At 72.5% G+C, this 17,451-nt stretch carries 15 protein-coding genes; 4 read left to right on the top strand and 11 right to left on the bottom strand.

Annotated elements, in window-relative coordinates; translation table 11 throughout:
- Window position 1 precedes the first annotated feature (1 nt).
- From iolD to iolC, 4 genes are read right to left on the bottom strand one after another with little or no spacing between them, the layout of a single operon-like run.
- Window positions 2-1,897, bottom strand: coding sequence for a 3D-(3,5/4)-trihydroxycyclohexane-1,2-dione acylhydrolase (decyclizing) (gene iolD / locus FFT21_RS00200; protein WP_443093350.1), 1,896 nt, complete (start codon window positions 1,895-1,897; stop codon window positions 2-4).
- Window positions 1,894-2,784, bottom strand: coding sequence for a 5-deoxy-glucuronate isomerase (gene iolB / locus FFT21_RS00195; RefSeq protein ID WP_137811643.1), 891 nt, complete (start codon window positions 2,782-2,784; stop codon window positions 1,894-1,896). The genes iolD and iolB overlap by 4 nt, the downstream gene beginning before the upstream one ends.
- A complete protein-coding gene (locus tag FFT21_RS00190; protein ID WP_137811642.1) occupies window positions 2,781-3,650 on the bottom strand; it encodes a Cgl0159 family (beta/alpha)8-fold protein in 870 nt (289 codons plus the stop codon). The genes iolB and FFT21_RS00190 overlap by 4 nt, the downstream gene beginning before the upstream one ends.
- Window positions 3,643-4,701 carry a 5-dehydro-2-deoxygluconokinase gene (gene iolC / locus FFT21_RS00185; protein WP_264081610.1) on the bottom strand — a complete coding sequence of 353 codons (1,059 nt, stop codon included), beginning with the start codon at window positions 4,699-4,701 and terminating at the stop codon, window positions 3,643-3,645. The genes FFT21_RS00190 and iolC overlap by 8 nt, the downstream gene beginning before the upstream one ends.
- 125 nt (window positions 4,702-4,826) lie before the next feature.
- On the opposite strand from iolC, the gene FFT21_RS00180 reads away from it, so the two are divergent.
- Both FFT21_RS00180 and FFT21_RS00175 read left to right on the top strand, forming a co-directional pair.
- A complete protein-coding gene (locus tag FFT21_RS00180) occupies window positions 4,827-5,906 on the top strand; it encodes a LacI family DNA-binding transcriptional regulator (RefSeq protein ID WP_225977990.1) in 1,080 nt (359 codons plus the stop codon).
- Between the two features lie 63 nt (window positions 5,907-5,969).
- Entirely contained in the window at window positions 5,970-6,542 is a 573-nt protein-coding gene (locus FFT21_RS00175; protein ID WP_137811641.1) for a hypothetical protein, read from the top strand.
- Window positions 6,543-6,564: 22 nt separating this feature from the next.
- Here FFT21_RS00175 and FFT21_RS00170 read toward each other — a convergent pair whose 3' ends face one another.
- Entirely contained in the window at window positions 6,565-7,323 is a 759-nt protein-coding gene (locus tag FFT21_RS00170; protein WP_137811640.1) for an acetate uptake transporter family protein, read from the bottom strand.
- Window positions 7,324-7,657: 334 nt separating this feature from the next.
- On the opposite strand from FFT21_RS00170, the gene FFT21_RS00165 reads away from it, so the two are divergent.
- Complete coding sequence (locus tag FFT21_RS00165; RefSeq protein WP_137811639.1) at window positions 7,658-8,218, top strand: hypothetical protein; 561 nt, start codon at window positions 7,658-7,660, stop codon at window positions 8,216-8,218.
- A gap of 497 nt (window positions 8,219-8,715) precedes the next feature.
- On the opposite strand, the gene FFT21_RS00160 is transcribed toward FFT21_RS00165, so the two are convergent.
- Complete coding sequence (locus tag FFT21_RS00160; protein ID WP_192909313.1) at window positions 8,716-9,726, bottom strand: cupin domain-containing protein; 1,011 nt, start codon at window positions 9,724-9,726, stop codon at window positions 8,716-8,718.
- A 90-nt stretch (window positions 9,727-9,816) separates the two neighbouring features.
- Between FFT21_RS00160 and FFT21_RS00155 the strand changes: the two genes are divergently transcribed.
- Window positions 9,817-10,464 carry a GntR family transcriptional regulator gene (locus tag FFT21_RS00155; protein ID WP_137811638.1) on the top strand — a complete coding sequence of 216 codons (648 nt, stop codon included), beginning with the start codon at window positions 9,817-9,819 and terminating at the stop codon, window positions 10,462-10,464.
- Between the two features lie 43 nt (window positions 10,465-10,507).
- On the opposite strand, the gene proP is transcribed toward FFT21_RS00155, so the two are convergent.
- The 5 genes from proP to FFT21_RS00130 form a co-directional block, all read right to left on the bottom strand.
- Complete coding sequence (gene proP / locus FFT21_RS00150; RefSeq protein WP_137811637.1) at window positions 10,508-11,959, bottom strand: glycine betaine/L-proline transporter ProP; 1,452 nt, start codon at window positions 11,957-11,959, stop codon at window positions 10,508-10,510.
- Between the two features lie 647 nt (window positions 11,960-12,606).
- Window positions 12,607-14,136, bottom strand: coding sequence for a phospholipase C (locus FFT21_RS00145; RefSeq protein ID WP_137811942.1), 1,530 nt, complete (start codon window positions 14,134-14,136; stop codon window positions 12,607-12,609).
- A gap of 154 nt (window positions 14,137-14,290) precedes the next feature.
- A complete protein-coding gene (efeB, locus tag FFT21_RS00140) occupies window positions 14,291-15,550 on the bottom strand; it encodes an iron uptake transporter deferrochelatase/peroxidase subunit (protein ID WP_225977989.1) in 1,260 nt (419 codons plus the stop codon).
- The gene (locus FFT21_RS00135) at window positions 15,547-16,746 is read right to left on the bottom strand and encodes an EfeM/EfeO family lipoprotein (protein WP_137811636.1); all 1,200 of its coding nucleotides are present in this window, start codon (window positions 16,744-16,746) and stop codon (window positions 15,547-15,549) included. The genes efeB and FFT21_RS00135 overlap by 4 nt, the downstream gene beginning before the upstream one ends.
- A gap of 104 nt (window positions 16,747-16,850) precedes the next feature.
- Window positions 16,851-17,333 (bottom strand): patatin-like phospholipase family protein, encoded by a 483-nt coding sequence (locus FFT21_RS00130; protein WP_137811635.1) that lies wholly within the window; start codon window positions 17,331-17,333, stop codon window positions 16,851-16,853.
- Between the last annotated feature and the right edge of the window lie 118 nt (window positions 17,334-17,451).

Genomic DNA, 17,451 nt, shown 5'->3' with positions numbered 1-17,451 from the left:
GTCAGAGGTAGTGGCGCTGGTTCCGCTTGGCGCGCCGGTAGTCGGCGTAGGCCCGGCGCGTGCTGTCCAGTTCGGACACCTCGCTGACCGGCACGTCCCACCAGGCGCTGCCCGGCGGGTTGGGGCCGAACAGGTCGGTCTCCACGTAGACCACGGTGGTGCGGTCGGCGGCCCTGGCCTTCTCGATGGCGGTGCGGAACTCGGCCACCCCGGATGCGCGCAGTACGTTCGCGCCGAGGCTGGCCGCGTTGGCCGCCAGGTCCACCGGCAGCACGTCCCCGTCGAGCAGGCCGGTTTCCCTGCTGCGGTACCGGTAGGCGGTACCGAACCGCTGCGAACCCAGCGACTCCGACAGCGAGCCGATGGAGGCGAAGCCGTGGTTCTGCACCACCACCACGATCACCTTCAGCCGCTCGGCGACCATGGTGACGATCTCCTGCGCCATCATCAGGTAGGAGCCGTCGCCGACCAGGACGAACACCTCGCGGTCCGGGGCGGCCATCTTGACCCCGACCCCGGCGGCCACCTCGTAGCCCATGCAGGAGTAGGCGTACTCCACGTGGTAGGCCTTCGGGTCCGAGGCGCGCCAGAGCATCTGCAGGTCGCCGGGCATGCTGCCGGCGGCGTTGATCACCACGTCGTGCTCGCCAGCGAGTTCGTTGAGGGCCCCGAGGATCTCGGTCTGCGCCGGCAGCGGGCCGTGACCGCGGTGGAAGCACTCGTCGGCGGTGCGCCGCCACGTCTCGGCCAGTTCCCGGGTGCGGGCCCGGTAGGCCTGGTCGACCTGCCACCCGGCCAGTGCGGCGGCCAGCGCGTCGAGCCCGTGCCGGGCGTCCGCGACGACCGGCAGCGCGGCGTGCTTGACCGCGTCCAGCCGGGCCACGTTGAGGTTGACGAAGGTGACGTCGGGGTTGCCGAACACGGTCTTGCTGGCGGTGGTGAAGTCGCTGTACCGGGTGCCGATGCCGAGCACCACGTCGGCGTCGGCGGCCAGCGCGTTCGCCGCCGAGGTACCGGTGGAGCCGATGCCGCCCACCGCGCACGGGTGATCCCAGGGCACCGCGCCCTTGCCGGCGTGCGTGTCGGCCACCGGGAGGCCGGTGGCCTCGGCGAAGGATCGCAACTGCTCGGTGGCCTCGGAATACACCACGCCGCCGCCGGCGACGATCAGCGGCCGGCGCGCCGAGCGCAGCAGCTCGGCGGCGCGCTCGATCGTCGGGGCTTCCGGCACCGGGCGGCCCACGCTCCACACCCGGTGCCGGAAGAACTCCACCGGCCAGTCGTACGCCTCGGCCTGCACGTCCTGCGGCAGGCACAGGGTCACCGCGCCGGTCTCCACCGGGTCGGTGAGCACCCGCATGGCGGCGAGCGCGGCCGGGATGAGTTGCTCGGGCCGGCTGATCCGGTCGAAGTACTTGGACACCGGGCGGAACGCGTCGTTGACCGACACGTCGCCGGCGCGGGTGTCCTCGAGCTGCTGCAGCACTGGGTCCGGGACGCGGGTGGCGAACATGTCGCTGGGCAGCAGCAGCACGGGCAGCCGGTTGGTGGTGGCCAGCGCGGCGCCGGTGACCATGTTGGTCGAGCCGGGCCCGGTGGAGGCGGTGCAGGCGAAGGTGGCCAGCCGGTTGCGCATCTTGGCGAACGCGGCCGCGGCGTGCACCATGGCCTGCTCGTTGCGGGCCAGGTAGTAGGGCAGGTCGGCCTCGCCGGTGCGGGCGGCCTGCAGCAGCGCCTGGCCCAGCCCGGCGACGTTGCCGTGCCCGAAGATGCCCCACACGCCGGGGATCAGCCGCTGCTCGACGCCGTCCCGCTCGCTGAACTGGTTGGCCAGGAACCGCACCAGGGCCTGCGCGGTGGTGAGCCGAACGGTCTGCTGGGTGGACACCGCCCTCACCCGTCCCTCCTGGTCGTGCCGAACGGCAGCCGGGGGTCGACCCGCTGGGACTCCCAGGTCTGCCGCACCCAGCCGTGGGCCGGGTCGTCGCAGATCAGCCAGGCGCGTTCCGGGCCGGGCCCAGCCATCACGTTGAGGTAGTACAGGTCGTAGCCGGGCACCGCCATGGAGGGGCCGTGCCAGCCGTGCGGGATGAGCACCACGTCGCCGGAGCGCACCTCGGCGAGCACCTCGATCGGCCGGTCCACCGTCCCGTAGACCCGCTGGTAGGCCATGCCCGGCCCGGCCGGGCCGTCGGCGACCTCGAAGTAGTAGATCTCCTCGAGCTCGCTCTCCCCCTCGCGCGCCTCGTCGTGCTTGTGCGGCGGGTACGAGGACCAGTTGCCCCCGGGGGTGAGCACCTCGCACACCAGCAGCCGGTCGGCGTCGAAGGTGTGCGGCAGGCAGTAGTTGTTCACCTGGCGGCTGCAGGTGCCGGCGCCGCGCAGTTCGGCGGGCACCTGCTCGGCGGCGCCGTAGCGGGCCGGTAGCCGGCGCTCGCAGCGCGCCGAGGGCAGCGCGAACCGGCCGCCGCCGGCGCTCTCCACCACCGCCTCGGCGTCCCGGGGCAGGTAGGCGAAGTCGGTCACGGACGCGAACACGTCCGGCCGGCCAGCCAGCTCGAATGGCTTCTCGTCCACGGTCACCGTGCACGAGCCGGCGAGCGGCAGCACCAGGTGCTCGGCGTCGCCGGTGCGGATGGTCTCGCGCTGCCCGGGGGCGAGTTCCAGGACACGCAGCCCGGAGAAGCCCCACCCGGCCGACTCCGGCGTGACGACCAGGCTGAACGGCCCCTCGGCCGTGCTCCCGGCCGGCCGGTACAGGTCGCGGTGCTCGGTTACGGTCACAGCAGGCTCACCGCCTTGTCGACAGCCCCGGCCACGTCCCCGTCGGCCGGGTACAGCAGGGAACGTCCGACAACGAGGCCCTGCACGGTAGGCAGGGAAAGCGCCTTCTGCCAGGCGGCGAACGCCGCATCCGCGTCGGTCACCTCTCCGCCGAGCAGCAGCACCGGCAGCGTCGAGGCGGCCAGCACCCGCTCCATGTCGTCCACCACCGGCAGCTTCAGCCAGGTGTAGGCGCTGCGCCGGCCCAGCCCGGCGGCGATGGTGATGGAGGTGATCACCGCCTCCGGGGACAGGTCGTTGCGGATCCGGCCGTCCACCCAGCGGGAGAGGAACGGCTCCACCATGGCGATCAACCCGCGGTCGGCCAGGTCGTTCACGGCCCGCGCGCAGCCTTCCAGGGTGGCCGCCGTGGCCGGGTCCTCCAGCGCGATGCGGGTGAGCATCTTGCCGCCGTCGAAGCCCATCGCGGCGATGGTCGCCGCGTCGTAGCCGGTGAACCGGTCGTCGATCTCGAAGCTCGATCCGGCCACACCGCCTCGGTTCATCGAGCCGAACACCGACTTGCCGTCCAGCACGCCGAGCAGCAGCAGGTCCTCCACGATGTCGGCGGTGCCGAGCACCCCGGTCACCCCGGGCCGGGACAGCGCCACGCACAGCCGGTCCAGCAGTTCGCCGCGGTCGGCCATGGCCAGCGGGTCGTTGCCCACCGCGTTCGCCCCGCGGGCCGGGTGGTCGGCGGCGATGATCATGGCCCGGCCGGTCTCGCCGAGCGGGGAGGCGGCCGGTACCCGCCGGGCGGCGGCCTCGGCGATCGCCTCGGGGTTGCCCACCCGGGCGCGGACGATCTCGGGAACCCGGTCAGCCACCGGTCACCTCGCTCCGTGCCTGTTCCCGAACCCACCCCGGGGTGTTCCGGTGCTCGGCCTCGCACGCCTGCCCGGTTCCGGGCCAGGCCGCCAGCCTGGCCTCCACCTCGGCGGTGGTGGGCATCGCGTCCGAGCAGGCCAGTTGCCCGGCCACGTGGGCGCCGGCGGCGTTGGCGAAGGCGATCATCCGGCGGGTGGCCCAGCCGGCGAGCAGGCCGTGGCACAGCGCGCCGCCGAAGGCATCACCGGCGCCCAGGCCGTTCACCACGTCCACCGGCACCGGTGATACCCGCACCGGCCCCGCGCCATCCACCGCGAGCACACCCCTCGGTCCCTGCTTCACCACGGCCAGCCCGACGCCGCGGTCCCGCAGCGCGGCGGCAGCGGCGTCCGGCTCGCGCACGCCGACCGCCGTCTCGCACTCGTCCAGGTTGCCCACCGCGACCGTGACATGCGGCAGGGCCTTGCCGATCCACGCCCGCGCCTCCTCCCGCGAGGTCCAGAACATCGGCCGGTAGTCCAGGTCCAGCACGGTGATCCCGCGCCGGCCGCGGGCCGCCAGCGCGGCAAGCGTGGTGCTGCGGCTGGGCTCCTGGCACAGCCCGGTCACCGTCACCCAGAAGATCCGCGCCGCCCGGATGGCGTCCATGTCCAGGTCGTCCTCGGTCAGGTCGAGGTCGGGCGCCGTGGGGAAGCGGTAGAAGTACAGCGGGAAGTCGTCCGGCGGGAAGATCTCGCAGAACGTCACCGGGGTGGGCAGGTGCGGCGACTCGCCGACGAATCGGGTGTCCACGCCGTAGCCGTGCAGCGCGCGGCGGACGAACCGGCCGAACGGATCCGCGCCGGTCTTGGTGACCACGGCGGCGCGGCGGCCGTGCCGGGCCGCGGCCACCGCCACGTTGGTCGCGCTGCCGCCCAGGTACTTGCCGAAGGAGGTGACGTCCTCCAGCCCGACGCCGACCTGCAACGGGTAGATGTCGACGCCGATGCGACCCATGGTCACCACGTCGAACGGAACCTGCGTGGTGGGGTCAGCGCGCCAGGCGGCCACCCGCACACCTCCCTGTGTCTCGACACCCTCTAGCGCGATCTACTAGCGCGCTCTAGGTAGAGGTATGCTGCTGGTGCTCACCCGGGAATGTCAATACCCTCGGCCGGCGCAGACATGGAGGGGCGGTGCGAGAGCAGCAATCCGGCGGTGACCGCGGCGCGGCGGACGGCCGGCGCCGGGACAAGCGACCCACCATGGCCGATGTCGCGGCCCGCGTGGGCGTGTCCCGGGCGCTGGTCTCGCTGGTGTTCCGGAACGAACCCGGCGCCAGCCAGGAGACCCGCGCCCGGGTTTTCCAGGCCGCGGCCGAACTCGGCTACCGCCCGGACAGCGCCGCCCAGATGCTCGCCCGCAGCCACAGCAAGGTGCTCGGCGTCGCCGCCACCGTGCGTAACCCCTTCCACGCTGACCTCGTGGAGGCCATCCACCCGGTGGCCGAACGGCTCGGCTACGACGTGCTGCTGTCCGTCACCGCGCCCACCCGGGACGAGGTGAAGGCCGTCGAGGCATTGCTGAGCCACCGCTGCGAGGGGCTGATTCTGCTCGGTCCGAATACCGAGCCGGAATACATCGCCGATCTCGGCCGCCGCATTCCCGTCGTGGTGGTCGGCCGCCGTTTTCCCGGCCGCGGCGTGGATTCCGTGCACACCGCGGAGGCCAAGGGCGTGCGCCAGGTGATCGACCACCTGGTCGAGTTGGGCCACCGGTCGATCGTGCACGTCGACGGCGGCCGGCAGCCCGGGTCGGTGGAGCGGCGGCGCGCCTATCAGTCGGCGATGCGCCGGCACGGGCTCGCCGGAGAGATCCGGGTACTGCCCGGCGACCACACCGAGGAGTCCGGCGTGCAGGCGGCGGAGACGCTGCTCGCCGAGCCCCGGCTGCCCACCGCCGTGCTGGCCGGCAACGACCGGTGCGCGCTGGGCCTGCTGGACGCGCTACGGCGGGCCAAGGTGGACATTCCCGGCCAGGTCTCGGTCGCCGGCTACGACGACAGCCACATCGCCCACCTGTCCTACGTCGACCTCACCACCGTCCGGCAGGATCCGGACCGGTTGGCCGAGCTGGCGGTGCGGACCGTGGTGGAACGCCTCGGTGGCGCCGACCTCCCGGCCCGCGAGCAGGTACTGGAACCCAAGCTGGTGGTACGCGGTACCACCGGCCCTCCGCCGGGCCGTGCCGAGGAGGCGGCCGGCGCAGGCGGGTGACGTGCTTTCCAGTCGGCGGCTGACCGTCCCGACAATTGGCGGTAACCGGACAACCGGAAACGTGTGCGCGGGCCGAAGGTTTTCTGCGGAGCGCTACCGGACGCCGAAACGCAGCAACAGCTCCGCCAGATGCTCTCCGCCAGCCATGACGGCGTCGCGGACGACCTGTGGGACGCCGAGGGCGGCCCCGCCCTGGTGACCAGGATGGCCGGCATGCTCGGGCTCACCGGGACCCAGCCGCCGGACGATCCCGGCGAGTGGGGCGACACGCTGACCACCGCGCGCGACGTGGTGACCGTCTACCGCTACATCGCCAACCGGCTCGCCGCCCCAGACCGCGACCTCGTCCTGAGCGCCCTGACCGAAGCACCGCGCACCGCCACGGACGGCTTCGACCAGTACTTCGGCATCCCGGACGGGCTGCCGCACACCCCCTGGGCGATCAAGCAGGGCTGGGGCACCAGCGGTGATGCGGCGGTGATGAACAGCACCGGCCTGGTGGGGCCGAGCCAGCGGTACGTGGCCGTGCTGCTGGCCTCGGCCCCGGCCAGCGCCTACGGCATGCTGCCCCAGGCGGTCACCGCCGCTGCCGGCGCGCTGGCCGGCCTGCTCGGCGCGGCCGGGGCCGGCCAGTGACCGTCCGGCCAACGGCGGCCGATCACTGGCCCACCTTCACCCCCGGCTCGCCCAGCTCGTACTGGATCGGCTGGCTCGGAATCATGCCGGGCCGGTTCGCGCGGCCGCGGCCGCCGATCGGCAGCACCACCCGGCCCAGGGTGCCCTGCAGCAGCATCGCGCTGGCGGTGTAGAAGGCGAGCACGGCCGCGGCCACGAACAGGTTGCCGGCGATCGGCACCGCGGCGCCGATTCCCGCGGTCCACCCGATGGCCAGGATCGTGGCGGCCACCGCCAGGACGACCAGGGTCGCCGACAGGGCGAGGTTCTCCGGCACGGCGGCCAGCGCGCACATCCACGTCACCGCGGCGAGCACGATGAACCAGTAGCCGGCGCCCACCAGCGCACCCGGCGCGGTGAACAGCACCGGCGACCACAGCGTGATCACCGAGTACAGCCCGAAGGCCAGCCAGAACGCGCCCCACATGCCGTGGACCGCGGTAGCGAGGCCGTCGCGGGCGCGGAAGGACCACATCCCGGCAAGGAACTGTGCCAGGCCCCCGAAGAAGAACGCGAACGGGAAGAGGACCAGCGGGGTGGCCGGCCCGCCGTACCAGCCGGCGAGGTTCGCCGCCACCATGAACGTCGCGCCGGCGAGACCGTACAGCCCGAGGATCGACGGCGCGGCCACCGGCTGGAGCGAGATCTGGGTGTGCGACCGCCAGAACGAGACGTCCCGCCCCTCCGCGGCCTCACGCTGGCCGGGCACCGACGGGGCCTGTTCCGCTGACGCGTGTGTCATGGCAACCTCCGACAAGACGACGTCCACGAGTGCCGACCCACGCCCGGCACGGGCGACGTCGCCGCCCGCCCGAGCTCCGGGCCGCCCGATGGGCGGGCACGTCGGACACGGCGGTGCCCCCCACCGACGCGCACCGGCTACCCGCACCCGGTCCGAATATGCGCGGATATGCCGATTCGCCCGTTTCTCCCCGGGCCCGCTGTGCACCCACGGTGACCGCTTGCTCGCGGTCGTGCGCAACCACCGCACGTGAGCACGGCGTTTCCGCGGCGGGAAAAGAGGGCATCTAGGGACCGATCAGACATTCGGATGTCGCCGCCTGGAGGAGGACGTGATGGCCGCGCCCACGATCGTCGGCATCGTCGCGGTGATGGTGATCGTGCTGGTGCTGCTCTCCATGCTGGTCCGACAGCTGGCGCAGCACCGCCACCTGCGGCGGGTGTTCGGGCCCGAGTACGAGCACGCCGTGGCGAGCGCGGAGAGCCGCCGCGCGGCCGAGCGGGAACTGGCTGAGCGGGAGAAGCGGCACGACGATCTGGAACTGCGGCCGATCCCGCCCACCGCCCGCGAGCGCTACACCCGCCGCTGGAACCAGGTCCAGGAAGAGTTCGTCGACAAACCCACCGAGGCGGTCGCCGAGGCGGATCAGCTACTAACCGAGCTGATGGCCGAGCGCGGATACCCGACCCAGGGATTCGAGCAGCAGCTCGGCGATCTGTCCGTGGAGCACGCGGAGACGGTCAGCTCCTACCGCGAGGCGCACGCCATCTCGCAGCGCAACCGCAGCGGCGAGGCATCCACCGAGGAGTTGCGCACCGCGATGGTGCGCTACCGCGGCCTGTTCGACGACCTGCTCCGGCACGGCACGCCCGGCGGGGGAGCCCGGTCGCGCTGACGATGGCCTGACGGCGGCCCGGGCGCCGCGAGTCCCGGCCGTTGGCGTCACCCACCTGCCGACCAGACCGTTGCCCCACCGCGAGCGCTCCGAACCCGAACGCGGGTGATCGGCTCCGCGGGCGGCGACGGGTTAGCCGGCGGCGTGTCGAGGTATCTCACGGGCATGTGGTTGCTTCGACCGCCGGGCGCCGACGGAGCACGGCGATGACCCACTCCGACAGCGGGCCGCGTGGTCGCGGCAGGGTCGGCGTGGTCGCCATGCGGTCCACGACGGTGGCGGGCATCGCTCCTCCGGTGTCCGCGCGGTCGCGTCCGGCACGCGGCGCGGCCGCGGTGGGCGGGTCCACGCCAGGACTACCCTCGGTCGCACCGGTCGGACACTGAAGGTCCGCCCGCGTTGTCCGCCGCAGCCTGCCACGACCGGGTGACCGCGTCCGTTTCCGCCGCGCCCGCCGGCGCCCCGGACCAGCCGTTCCGGGCGCCACCGTCGGGGCATCAGCGGCGGTCGCTGAACCGGATGTCCAGCGAGCGCAGGTAGGTCTGCAGGCCCGCGTCCTGCACCGGGATCAGGTGCGCGTCCGCCCCCGACTCGTTGACGTGCGCGTGCCACTTGCCGGGCGGGGTGACGAACGCGCCACCGGGTTCCCAGTCCACCCGCTGCGGGTTGACGATGTTGCCGCGCTCGTCGAGGCGGTCGCCGAGCAGCGTGTAGCAACCCGGGCGGCAGTCCAGGATCAGGTCGAGCGCGACCGACTGGTGCCGGTGCGGTCGCTGTGTCTGCCCCTCGGGCAGCAGCCCGAACATCGCCCACAAAACGTGCGTGATGGTCAGCGTCTGCTCTTCCTCGGCGTTGGCGAGCAGCACGCTGACCCGGTTGCGCTCGTTGGCGCCGGGTTGCTCGGCGATCCGCCGCAGCTCCGACACGGCGCGGGCACGCGGGAACTTGGTCGGCCGGAAGCGGGGCCGGGTCGCGGTGGCGCCGAGGTAGCGCAGCAGCGGCTCGTCGGTCACCCAGTAGATCGCCGCGTCGGACTCGGCGTGGTGGGTGCCGCGGCTGCCCGCCGGCAGGGTGATGAAGTCGCCCTTCTCCCAGCGCACCAGCCGGCCGTTGACCGCGGAGAAGCCCCGGCCGCGCAGCACGTAGTACAGCTCCGAGGTGGCGTTCGGCTCGGTGCGGATCGACTCGTCCGCGCGGATCCGCAGGAAGTTGGCGACCAGGCCGGGGCTGGTCGCCGGACCGGAGTCGACGCCGAGGTGCTCGGCGAGGTCCAGCGGGACGATCCGGGTCGGGCCGTCCGCGTACAGCTCGGGGGCGAAGCGCTCCACCGGCACCCGGCTGACGTGGCCGGAGCCGATTGGGTTGGCGGCCTTGGTGTACTCGAAGTACCGGGCGTCCTCGGTCCAGTCCTCGAACCGGCCCTCGAAGCCGTACTCGGCGACGTTGACCAGGGGCGCGGGCACGGTCGGGTCCAGCTCGTCGGTCGCCGGCTCGCCGATCGCGGTCATCGGTCATCCTCCCCAAGTGTGAGATACGACTTGTATCTATAACGCTGCCCTACCGTATTCGCCGAACCGACCAGTGGCAATGGAGACGGGATGGCGCAGCAGACGGCGGCGAAGGACCGGGCCTACCGGTACACCAAGGACCGGGTACTGAACGGCACCTTCGCCGGCGGTGAGTTGATCAGCGAGGGGCAGGTCGCCGACGCGCTGGGGATGAGCCGAACCCCGGTGCGCGAGGCGTTCCTCCGGCTGGAGGCGGAGGGGCTGCTGCGGCTGTACCCGAAGCGCGGCGCGGTCGTGGTGCCGGTGTCAGCCCGCGAGGTGGAGGCCGTGCTGGAGGCCCGGGAACTGATCGAGAGCCACGCGGTGACCAAGCTGCTGGCCAAGCCGGCGGCGGTGCGGGAGGCGGCGGTCGCCCGGCTGCGGGAGCTGCTCGCCGCCCAGACCGAGCTGCGCGAGCGCGGCGACGTGCGCGGATTCGTGGACGCCGACCGCCGCTTCCACAGCACGATCGTGGCCGAGGCGGACAACCCCATCCTGTCCGAGCTGTACGAGTCGCTGCGCGACCGGCAACTGCGCATGGGGGTGGACGCGCTGGTGCGCGACCCGGACCGGCCGCGGACCATCCACCGGGAACACACCGAACTGGTGGAGCTGATCGAGCGCGGCGAGCCGGATGCCTTCCGCAGCCGGCTGGCGCACCACCTCGGCGGTACCCGGCGCACCCTGCTGGGTCCCTGACCACGGGTGCCGGCAGCGGGCCCCGCGGCCAGGGACGGGGCGCTCAGCGCGTCGCGTTGACCAGTTCGCGGGCGTCCTCAATGGACTCCACGGCCGGTGCGGACCCGGCGAGCGGCCGGTTCGCCGACTCCCGCGTGAACCACAGCGAGACCGCGCCGATCACACCCGCGATCATCAGGTAGTACGCCGGCCAGTTCAGCTCGCCCGTGCCGCTGACCAGCGCGGTCATCACGGTGGCAACGGTGCCGCCGAACAGCGACACGGAGATGTTGAACGCGATGGACAGCGAGCCCTGCCGGATGTGCGTGGGGAACAGCGCCGGCAGCGTGGACGGCAGCGACCCGCTGAAGATCACCAGCGTCAACCCCATGATCAGCAGGCCGAAGAACACCGGCACCGTGTGGCTGTTCTCGATCAGCAGCAGCGACGGGATGGACAGCACCACCAGCGCCACGCAGCCGATCATCACCACCGGCTTGCGGCCGAACCGGTCGGAGGCCCGGCCGACGAAGGTCACCGCCGCCATCATTACCAGCATGACCGCGATCTGCAGCAGGTAGGACTCGGTGTCGCCCATGGCGCGCCCGCCGCGCGCGGGTAACTCGGTGCTGAGGTAGGTGGGCATGTACGAGGTCAGCATGTAGTTGGTGACGTTCCACACCAGCACTAACCCCACGCACTGCAGCAGCGCCGGCCACTGGCGCAGGAAGATCGCGCGGAACTCCTCCGCGGTGGCGCTGCGCTCGGCCTGGGCCCGCTCGGCGTGGGCGCGCTCGGCGGCTTCGGTGAGCCGGGCGAAGGCCGGCGTCTCCTCCAGCTTGATCCGCAGGTAGAGGCCGACGATGCCGAGCGGTCCGGCGATCAGGAACGGGATGCGCCATCCCCAGGACAGCAGCTCCTGGGCGGACAGCGTGGCGCTGAGGATCGTGACGATGCCCGCGCCCATGACGTAGCCGGTGAGCGTGCCGAACTCCAGCCAGCTCCCCAGGAAGCCGCGGCGGCGGTCCGGCGCGTACTCAGCGATGAAGGTCATCGCGCCGCCGTACTCGCCACCGGTGGAGAAACCCTGCACCAACCGGGCGAGCAGCAGGAAGACCGGTGCGGCGATGCCGATCGAGCCGTAGCCGGGGATGACGCCGATGCAGAACGTGCCGATCGCCATCATGATCATGGTGACGGCGAGCACGCGGGTACGGCCGATGCGGTCCCCGAGCGGGCCGAAGAACAGCCCGCCCAGCGGGCGCACCACGAACGCGGCGGCGAAGGTGCCGAACGCGGCGAGCATCTGCACCGTCGCGTTCGACCCTGGATAGAACACCTTGCCGATCGTCGTCGCGATGTAGGCGTAGACGCCGAAGTCGAACCACTCCGTCACGTTGCCGATGGCCGCGGCGGCCACGGCGCGCTTCATCGTGCCGGGGTCGACGACGGTGATGTCATCGAGGCTCAACCCGGCCGAGCCGTCGCCACGGCCGGAGTTGGCGCTCTCCGTCATGCGGAACACCTCGCTCGTTCGTTTGTGGACGCGCAACCGTCGACCGCGTCGCCGCGGCCGCCGGCTGACCGGCGACCAGCGGCTTCGCGGCCCGGCCCGGCGCGGCGCACCGCCGCAAGCGTGCGGCTGGCGCCCGTGCGCGTCCGCGAAGGCCGCTCAGCGTCCGGCGCCGGGTCGACGTCCCTCGCCGGGCCGGTTCGCGGCCGCCGGCGCCGACGGATCGGGCGCCCTCGACTCGTCCGATCCGCTGGTCCCGGCGCACCGCCGAAGCCGGGCGACGCCCTCGCGCTGCCGGCCGGGGCGGCCGTTCCGCGGGAGCACGGGTTCCGCCACGCCCGCGCTGGGACGCTGAGCTTCGTTGTGCTGTCACATCCGGGTGGGATCCGAGTGGGCTCGATAGACGTCCTTCCGTCCGCGTGGTCTCGGCACCGCGGCGCGCGGGCGACCGGCCGCCGTGCCGGTCAGCGGGCGGCCGGCCGCTGACCGGCACGGGGCCACCCGGTGATCGGGACCATAGCCACCCGATCACGGGGCGTGCCAAATGGTTGAACAGGGTGCGACATAGATCACCCTCCGCGGTGCCCGACACACGGCGGCCCCTTCCCCGGACTGCCGGGGAAGGGGCCGCGCACCTTCCCAGGCGGAGGTCAGTGGCCGACCACCGCACCCGTCTTCGGGTCGAGGATCAGTTGCTGCGCCTGCGGGCGGCGGAAGTCGAACATGCCGTCCAGGCTGCTCGCCCGGCTGTCGAACGACGCGTCACCGATCCGGCCGGTGTGCCAGTTGTCCTCGATGAACCGCAGTACCGAGGTCTGGTCGGTGAGCTGGTGGTCGACGAAGTTCTGCCGACTGAACGGGGACACCACCAGCAGCGGCAGCCGCGGCCCGTAACCGCAGCGGTCCGGGTAGCCGCCCTGCGCGGACCGGGCCGAGCACAGCGGCTGGTCCACGGCGGCGTCCTGGGATCCGTTGACGATCGGCGAGGCCTGGTGGTCGTACCAGCCGTCGGAGTCGTCGTAGGCCAGCACCACCGCGGTGGACTTCCACTCCGGCGAGCGCTGCAGCTTGTTAACGGTGTCCACGACGAACGCCTGCTCGTCCAGCGGGTCGGAGTAGCCCGCGTGACCGTCCTGGTACTCCGGCGCCTTGAGGAAGCTCACTGCGGGCAGGTTGTGCGCACCCAGCGCGGCGTCGAAGTCGGCCAGATCGTACTGGTGGTTGGCCTGGTCGGTCTGCCCGATCGCCGCGGTGGAGCTGGGCGGCAGGTGCTTCTCGTTGGCGGTGGACCTGTAGTACTGGAACGGCTCGTGGTGCGGGCTGTAGTCCACCACCGAGTTGCCGCCCACGTTGCGGTGGGTGGAGCCGCAGACGGCGTAGCCGTTCTGCGTGCCGGTGGGCCGGAAGCCGCCCTGGAACCAGCCCCAGGTGACGCCGCGCGCGTTGAGCAGGTCACCGATGTTGCGGCCACTCATCGCACCGAGGTTGTTGGACGCGGTGTGGTTCTTGTCCGAGCAGTCGTCCCAGGCCGGATCCGGGTCGTTGATGACGGTGCCGACGCCGCGGGCGTTCGGGGACTGCGTCACGTACGGGTCGCTGACCGGCTGGTGGGTCTTCGGGTCGACCGCCTGGATGCCGTGGGTCTGCCCGGAGATCAGGTTGATCGCGCCAGGGGTGGACGGCCCGAACACCGTGTTGAAGGAGTTGTCGTTGAGCGCGTAGTGCTGCGCGTAGTTCCACAGCCCGGTGACGGTGTTGCCGTCGTAGTAGTCCATCACCAGGCCGGGCTCGCCGAACAGCACCGGCTGGCCGGTGCACTTGCTGCGCTCGGTGTTCTCGACGAACTTGTCCATCTTGCCGCCGTCGAACGCCTTCTGCTCCGAGTCGTAGTCGTGGTCCTGGTCGCAGGTCATCGCCTGGGACGGGGACAGCCGCTTCGGGTTGTAGGCGTTCGGATTGTGGGTCAGCAGCTCCGGCGTGAGCCCGTTGACCTTCGGCGTGTCCGGCGCCGGGGTGAACTTCGTGCCGTCGGTGTTGGCGGCGTGCGGGTAGGTGCCGAAGTAGTGGTCGAAGGAGATATTTTCTCCGAAGATCACCACCAGGTGCTTGATCGGAGTTTCGGTGTGGAAGCCGTCCGCCTGCACCGGCACCAGGTTCTTCGGGCTCGCGTTGCTGACCATCGTGCCGATGACCACGGCAACCACGGCGGCGGTGCCGATGGCGCCGCCCGCGAGCAGCCCCCGCTTTCTGGACCGCTTTCCGCTGTCGTCCTTCACATTCCCTCCACGTGACGCGATCCTGGTCGCGAAACCGGACGTCGGGGCCTCCCTGCCGTCAGCCCAACATCGACCGTCCGAAGTAGTCGGTGCCGTCCCGGACGCCGGGCAGCACGAAGAAGTAGCCACCGCCGAACGGCGAGATGTAGTCGGCCAGCGGCTCGTCGGCCAGCCGCCGCTGCACCGCCTCGAACTGGCGGGCGATGTCCTGCTGGTAGCAGCAGAACAGCAGGCCCATGTCCAGGTTTCCGGCGGGGTCGACGCCGCGGTCGTAGTTGTAGCTGCGGCGCAGGATGCGGCTGTCGTCGGTGTCCGGCCGGCGCGGGTTGGCCAGCCGGATGTGGCTGGTGAGCGGGATGACGTCGCCGGTGGGGTCGTCGTCGTATCCGGGCTCGTCGTGCTCGGCGGCGCCGGTCAGCGGAGCGCCGGTGTCCCGCCTGCGGCCGAAGATGTTCTCCTGCTCGGAGATGGAGATACGGTCCCAGAACTCCACCAGCATCCGGATCAGCCGCACCACCAGGTAGCTGCCGCCGGCGGTCCACGCCGGCTCGCCGGGGCCGGCCCACACCAGGCGGTCCATCGCGGCGGGGTCGCGGACGTCCGGGTTGGCGATGCCGTCCTTGAACCCCATCAGGTTGCGTGGTGTCCCGCTGGGCCGCGGCGCGCTGGTGAACCCGTTCATCCGCCAGCGCACCTGGGCCGCTCCCCTGGTGTGCCGAGCGACGTCGCGCAGCGCGTGCAGCACGGTGTCCGCGCTGCGCGCGGCGAACTGGATGCTCAGGTCGCCGTGGCAGTGCGCGGGGTCGAGCCGGTCGTTGGGGAAGGTGGCCATCGGGGTCAACCGGGCGGGCCGCCGGTCGGCTAACCCGTACCGGTCGTCGAAGAGCGAGGCGCCGACGCCGACGGTGACGGTCAGCCCGTCGGCGGGCACGTCCGGGCCGAGCACTCCGGAGTCGGCGGGCGGCCCGGAGATGCCCACCGGAGCCGGGGTTCCGCCCGAGGTGAGCGCCCTGGCCCGCGCGGTGATCGTGCGGAACAGGTCGGTGAGCTCCGCCCGGTTCGCCGCGATCACGTCGAAGCTGACGAAAGCGGTGTGCGCCGCGGGTTCGGCGAGCACGCCGGCCTGGTGCTCGCCGTGGAACGGGACGGTGGTTTCGGCCGGTGTGGCGTCCACACCGGACGGTCGGGCGGCGGCACCGATCGCCGCCCCACCGGCGGCGGCGCCGGCGAGTCCGGCGCCGAGCAGCGCGCCGCGCAGCAGGTGGCGCCGGGGCAGCAGCGCGCCGCCCTCCTCCGGCTGGGCGTTGGGCGCGCTCACGACGTCCTCCTGGCCTGGCAGATCTCCGCGATCGGCGCGAGCAGTTCGAGTAACTGGCCGGTGGCGCCGTTGATCCGCGCCCGCGCGCCGGCGGGCAGTTGGTCCAGCGGTGTCCAGCCACCCCCGGGGCGCGCTGCCGCGGCGAGTTGCCTGGCAAGCCGGTCCATCCAGGCGTCCACTTCGGACATCGCGGGATAGCGGGGTGCCAGCAGCGGGCGGAGCACGGCCAGCACCTCGCGGGTGCCGTCCAGGTTGGCCGCGGCGGTGGCCAGGCTGGTACCGCTGCCCGCGTCAGCGGCTCCGGTCAACTCGAACCGCTCGGTGTCCTCGAGGATCTCGTGCGCACGCCGGCCCAGGTCGTTCGGATCGACCTGCTGGTTCGGGAAGTCCGCGCGCAGCGCGGCGGTGTCCGCGGCGAGCGCGTCCGCCGCGGCGGCCAGCCCGGCCGCGTCCTCGCCGTGCCACAGGCCGTACTCGACCCGGTGGAAGCCGGTGAAGCCGGGATCGTGCACCCCGCCGGGCAGGCCATCCGGCCGGCCGTCGATCCGGTCCGCGACGTCGCCGAACGCGCCGTAGGCGGCGCCGAGCCGCTCGTAGGCCAGGTGGGCGGGCAGCCAGGCGGCGCGCGCCGCGTCCAGGTCACCAGCGCGCACCGCGTCGCGCAGCGCCGCCGTCCTGGTGACCACCTCGTCTAGCCCCGCGGCCACGTAAGCCTGGTACTGCCGCACCGGTCCGAGCAGGTCGTTGCTGGTCACCGGGACCACCGCCGGCCCGCCGGTGCCGGTGCCGGTGATGTGCACGCGCGGGCCGCTGATCGGGGCGGCCCCCTCCGGGGCGCAGCGGAACGCGTAGGTGCCCGCACCGAGGTCGACCCGCATCGGCCGGGTGACGCCCGGGCCGAGCCCTTCCACCTCGCCGTACACCGCGCCGGTGGCCGTCTCGACCAGCGCCACCTCCTCGCTGGTCGTGTCGGTGTTGCGGAGTTGGAAGGTCTGCTGGCCGGGCCGCGGATCGGTCCACCCCTCGCCGCAGTGGCTGTGCGACACGCTGATCGTGCCCTGCGCGGCGGCCGGCGCGACGTCCCCGGACAGGCGCTGCCAGGCCAGGACGGCCGCGGCGCCGACGGCGAGCACGACCAGCGCGGCCAGCGCCTGCCAGCGGGTGGGGCGCCACGGCGGGCGGGCAGCGGGCCTCAACGACACTCCTCTCGCGCATGGGCGGGGCCGAGCCGGATCCTAGGAGCCGGGCGGCCCCCTTCCAGCCCGCCAAACGTCGCTACCTGCAGACATTCACCGGGCCTTCACCCGCATGTAGGCACGCAACCGGCAAACCGGACAGTCCGCCAGCGGCTGCCGCGGCGCGGGCGGGCACCGCCGGCGCCCGGGGACCCCGGGGCGCGGGCGATCTCAGGAGGCCACCGCGCCGAACCCGTCCAGGCGGCGCAGAGAGTCATCGGGTCGACCGGGAACGCGTAGTTGGCCATGCCCAGTGCCCGCCGGATGCCCCGCGACGGCGCGAACGGCAGGTCGTGCAGTAACGCCTCCAGCGGCTGGGCCACTTCGACCGGAAACAGGTCGTGGCCACCGAGGTCCCGCCATAAGGTGGCGAGGTCGTCGACGCCGTCCGGGGTGGGATCGGCCGGGTAGTGCACGCCGTTGAGCGCGCCCACCGAGTTGCCGACCGCGACGTGCGGCCGGATGTCGGCGTCGGTGAGCGCGCGGAGCATGCCCACCTGCACGGCGCCCAGGCTTCCCCCGCCCCACAGCACGAACGCGGTGGTCATCGTCGACCTCCCGACTCCCCCGGTGATGCCGGTTCGCCGAGCCGTTCCGGGTCGCTGGTCACCATTCCTCCGGGATCCGCGGTGGACGCCGTGCCGGCGAGGCGGGCGCTCCGGGACG

Source organism: Gandjariella thermophila, assembly GCF_005405885.1.
Classification (GTDB): Bacteria; Actinomycetota; Actinomycetes; order Mycobacteriales; family Pseudonocardiaceae; genus Gandjariella; species Gandjariella thermophila.
Note: the sequence above shows the minus strand (reverse complement) of the source record. Positions and strands in the feature narration are given on the sequence as shown.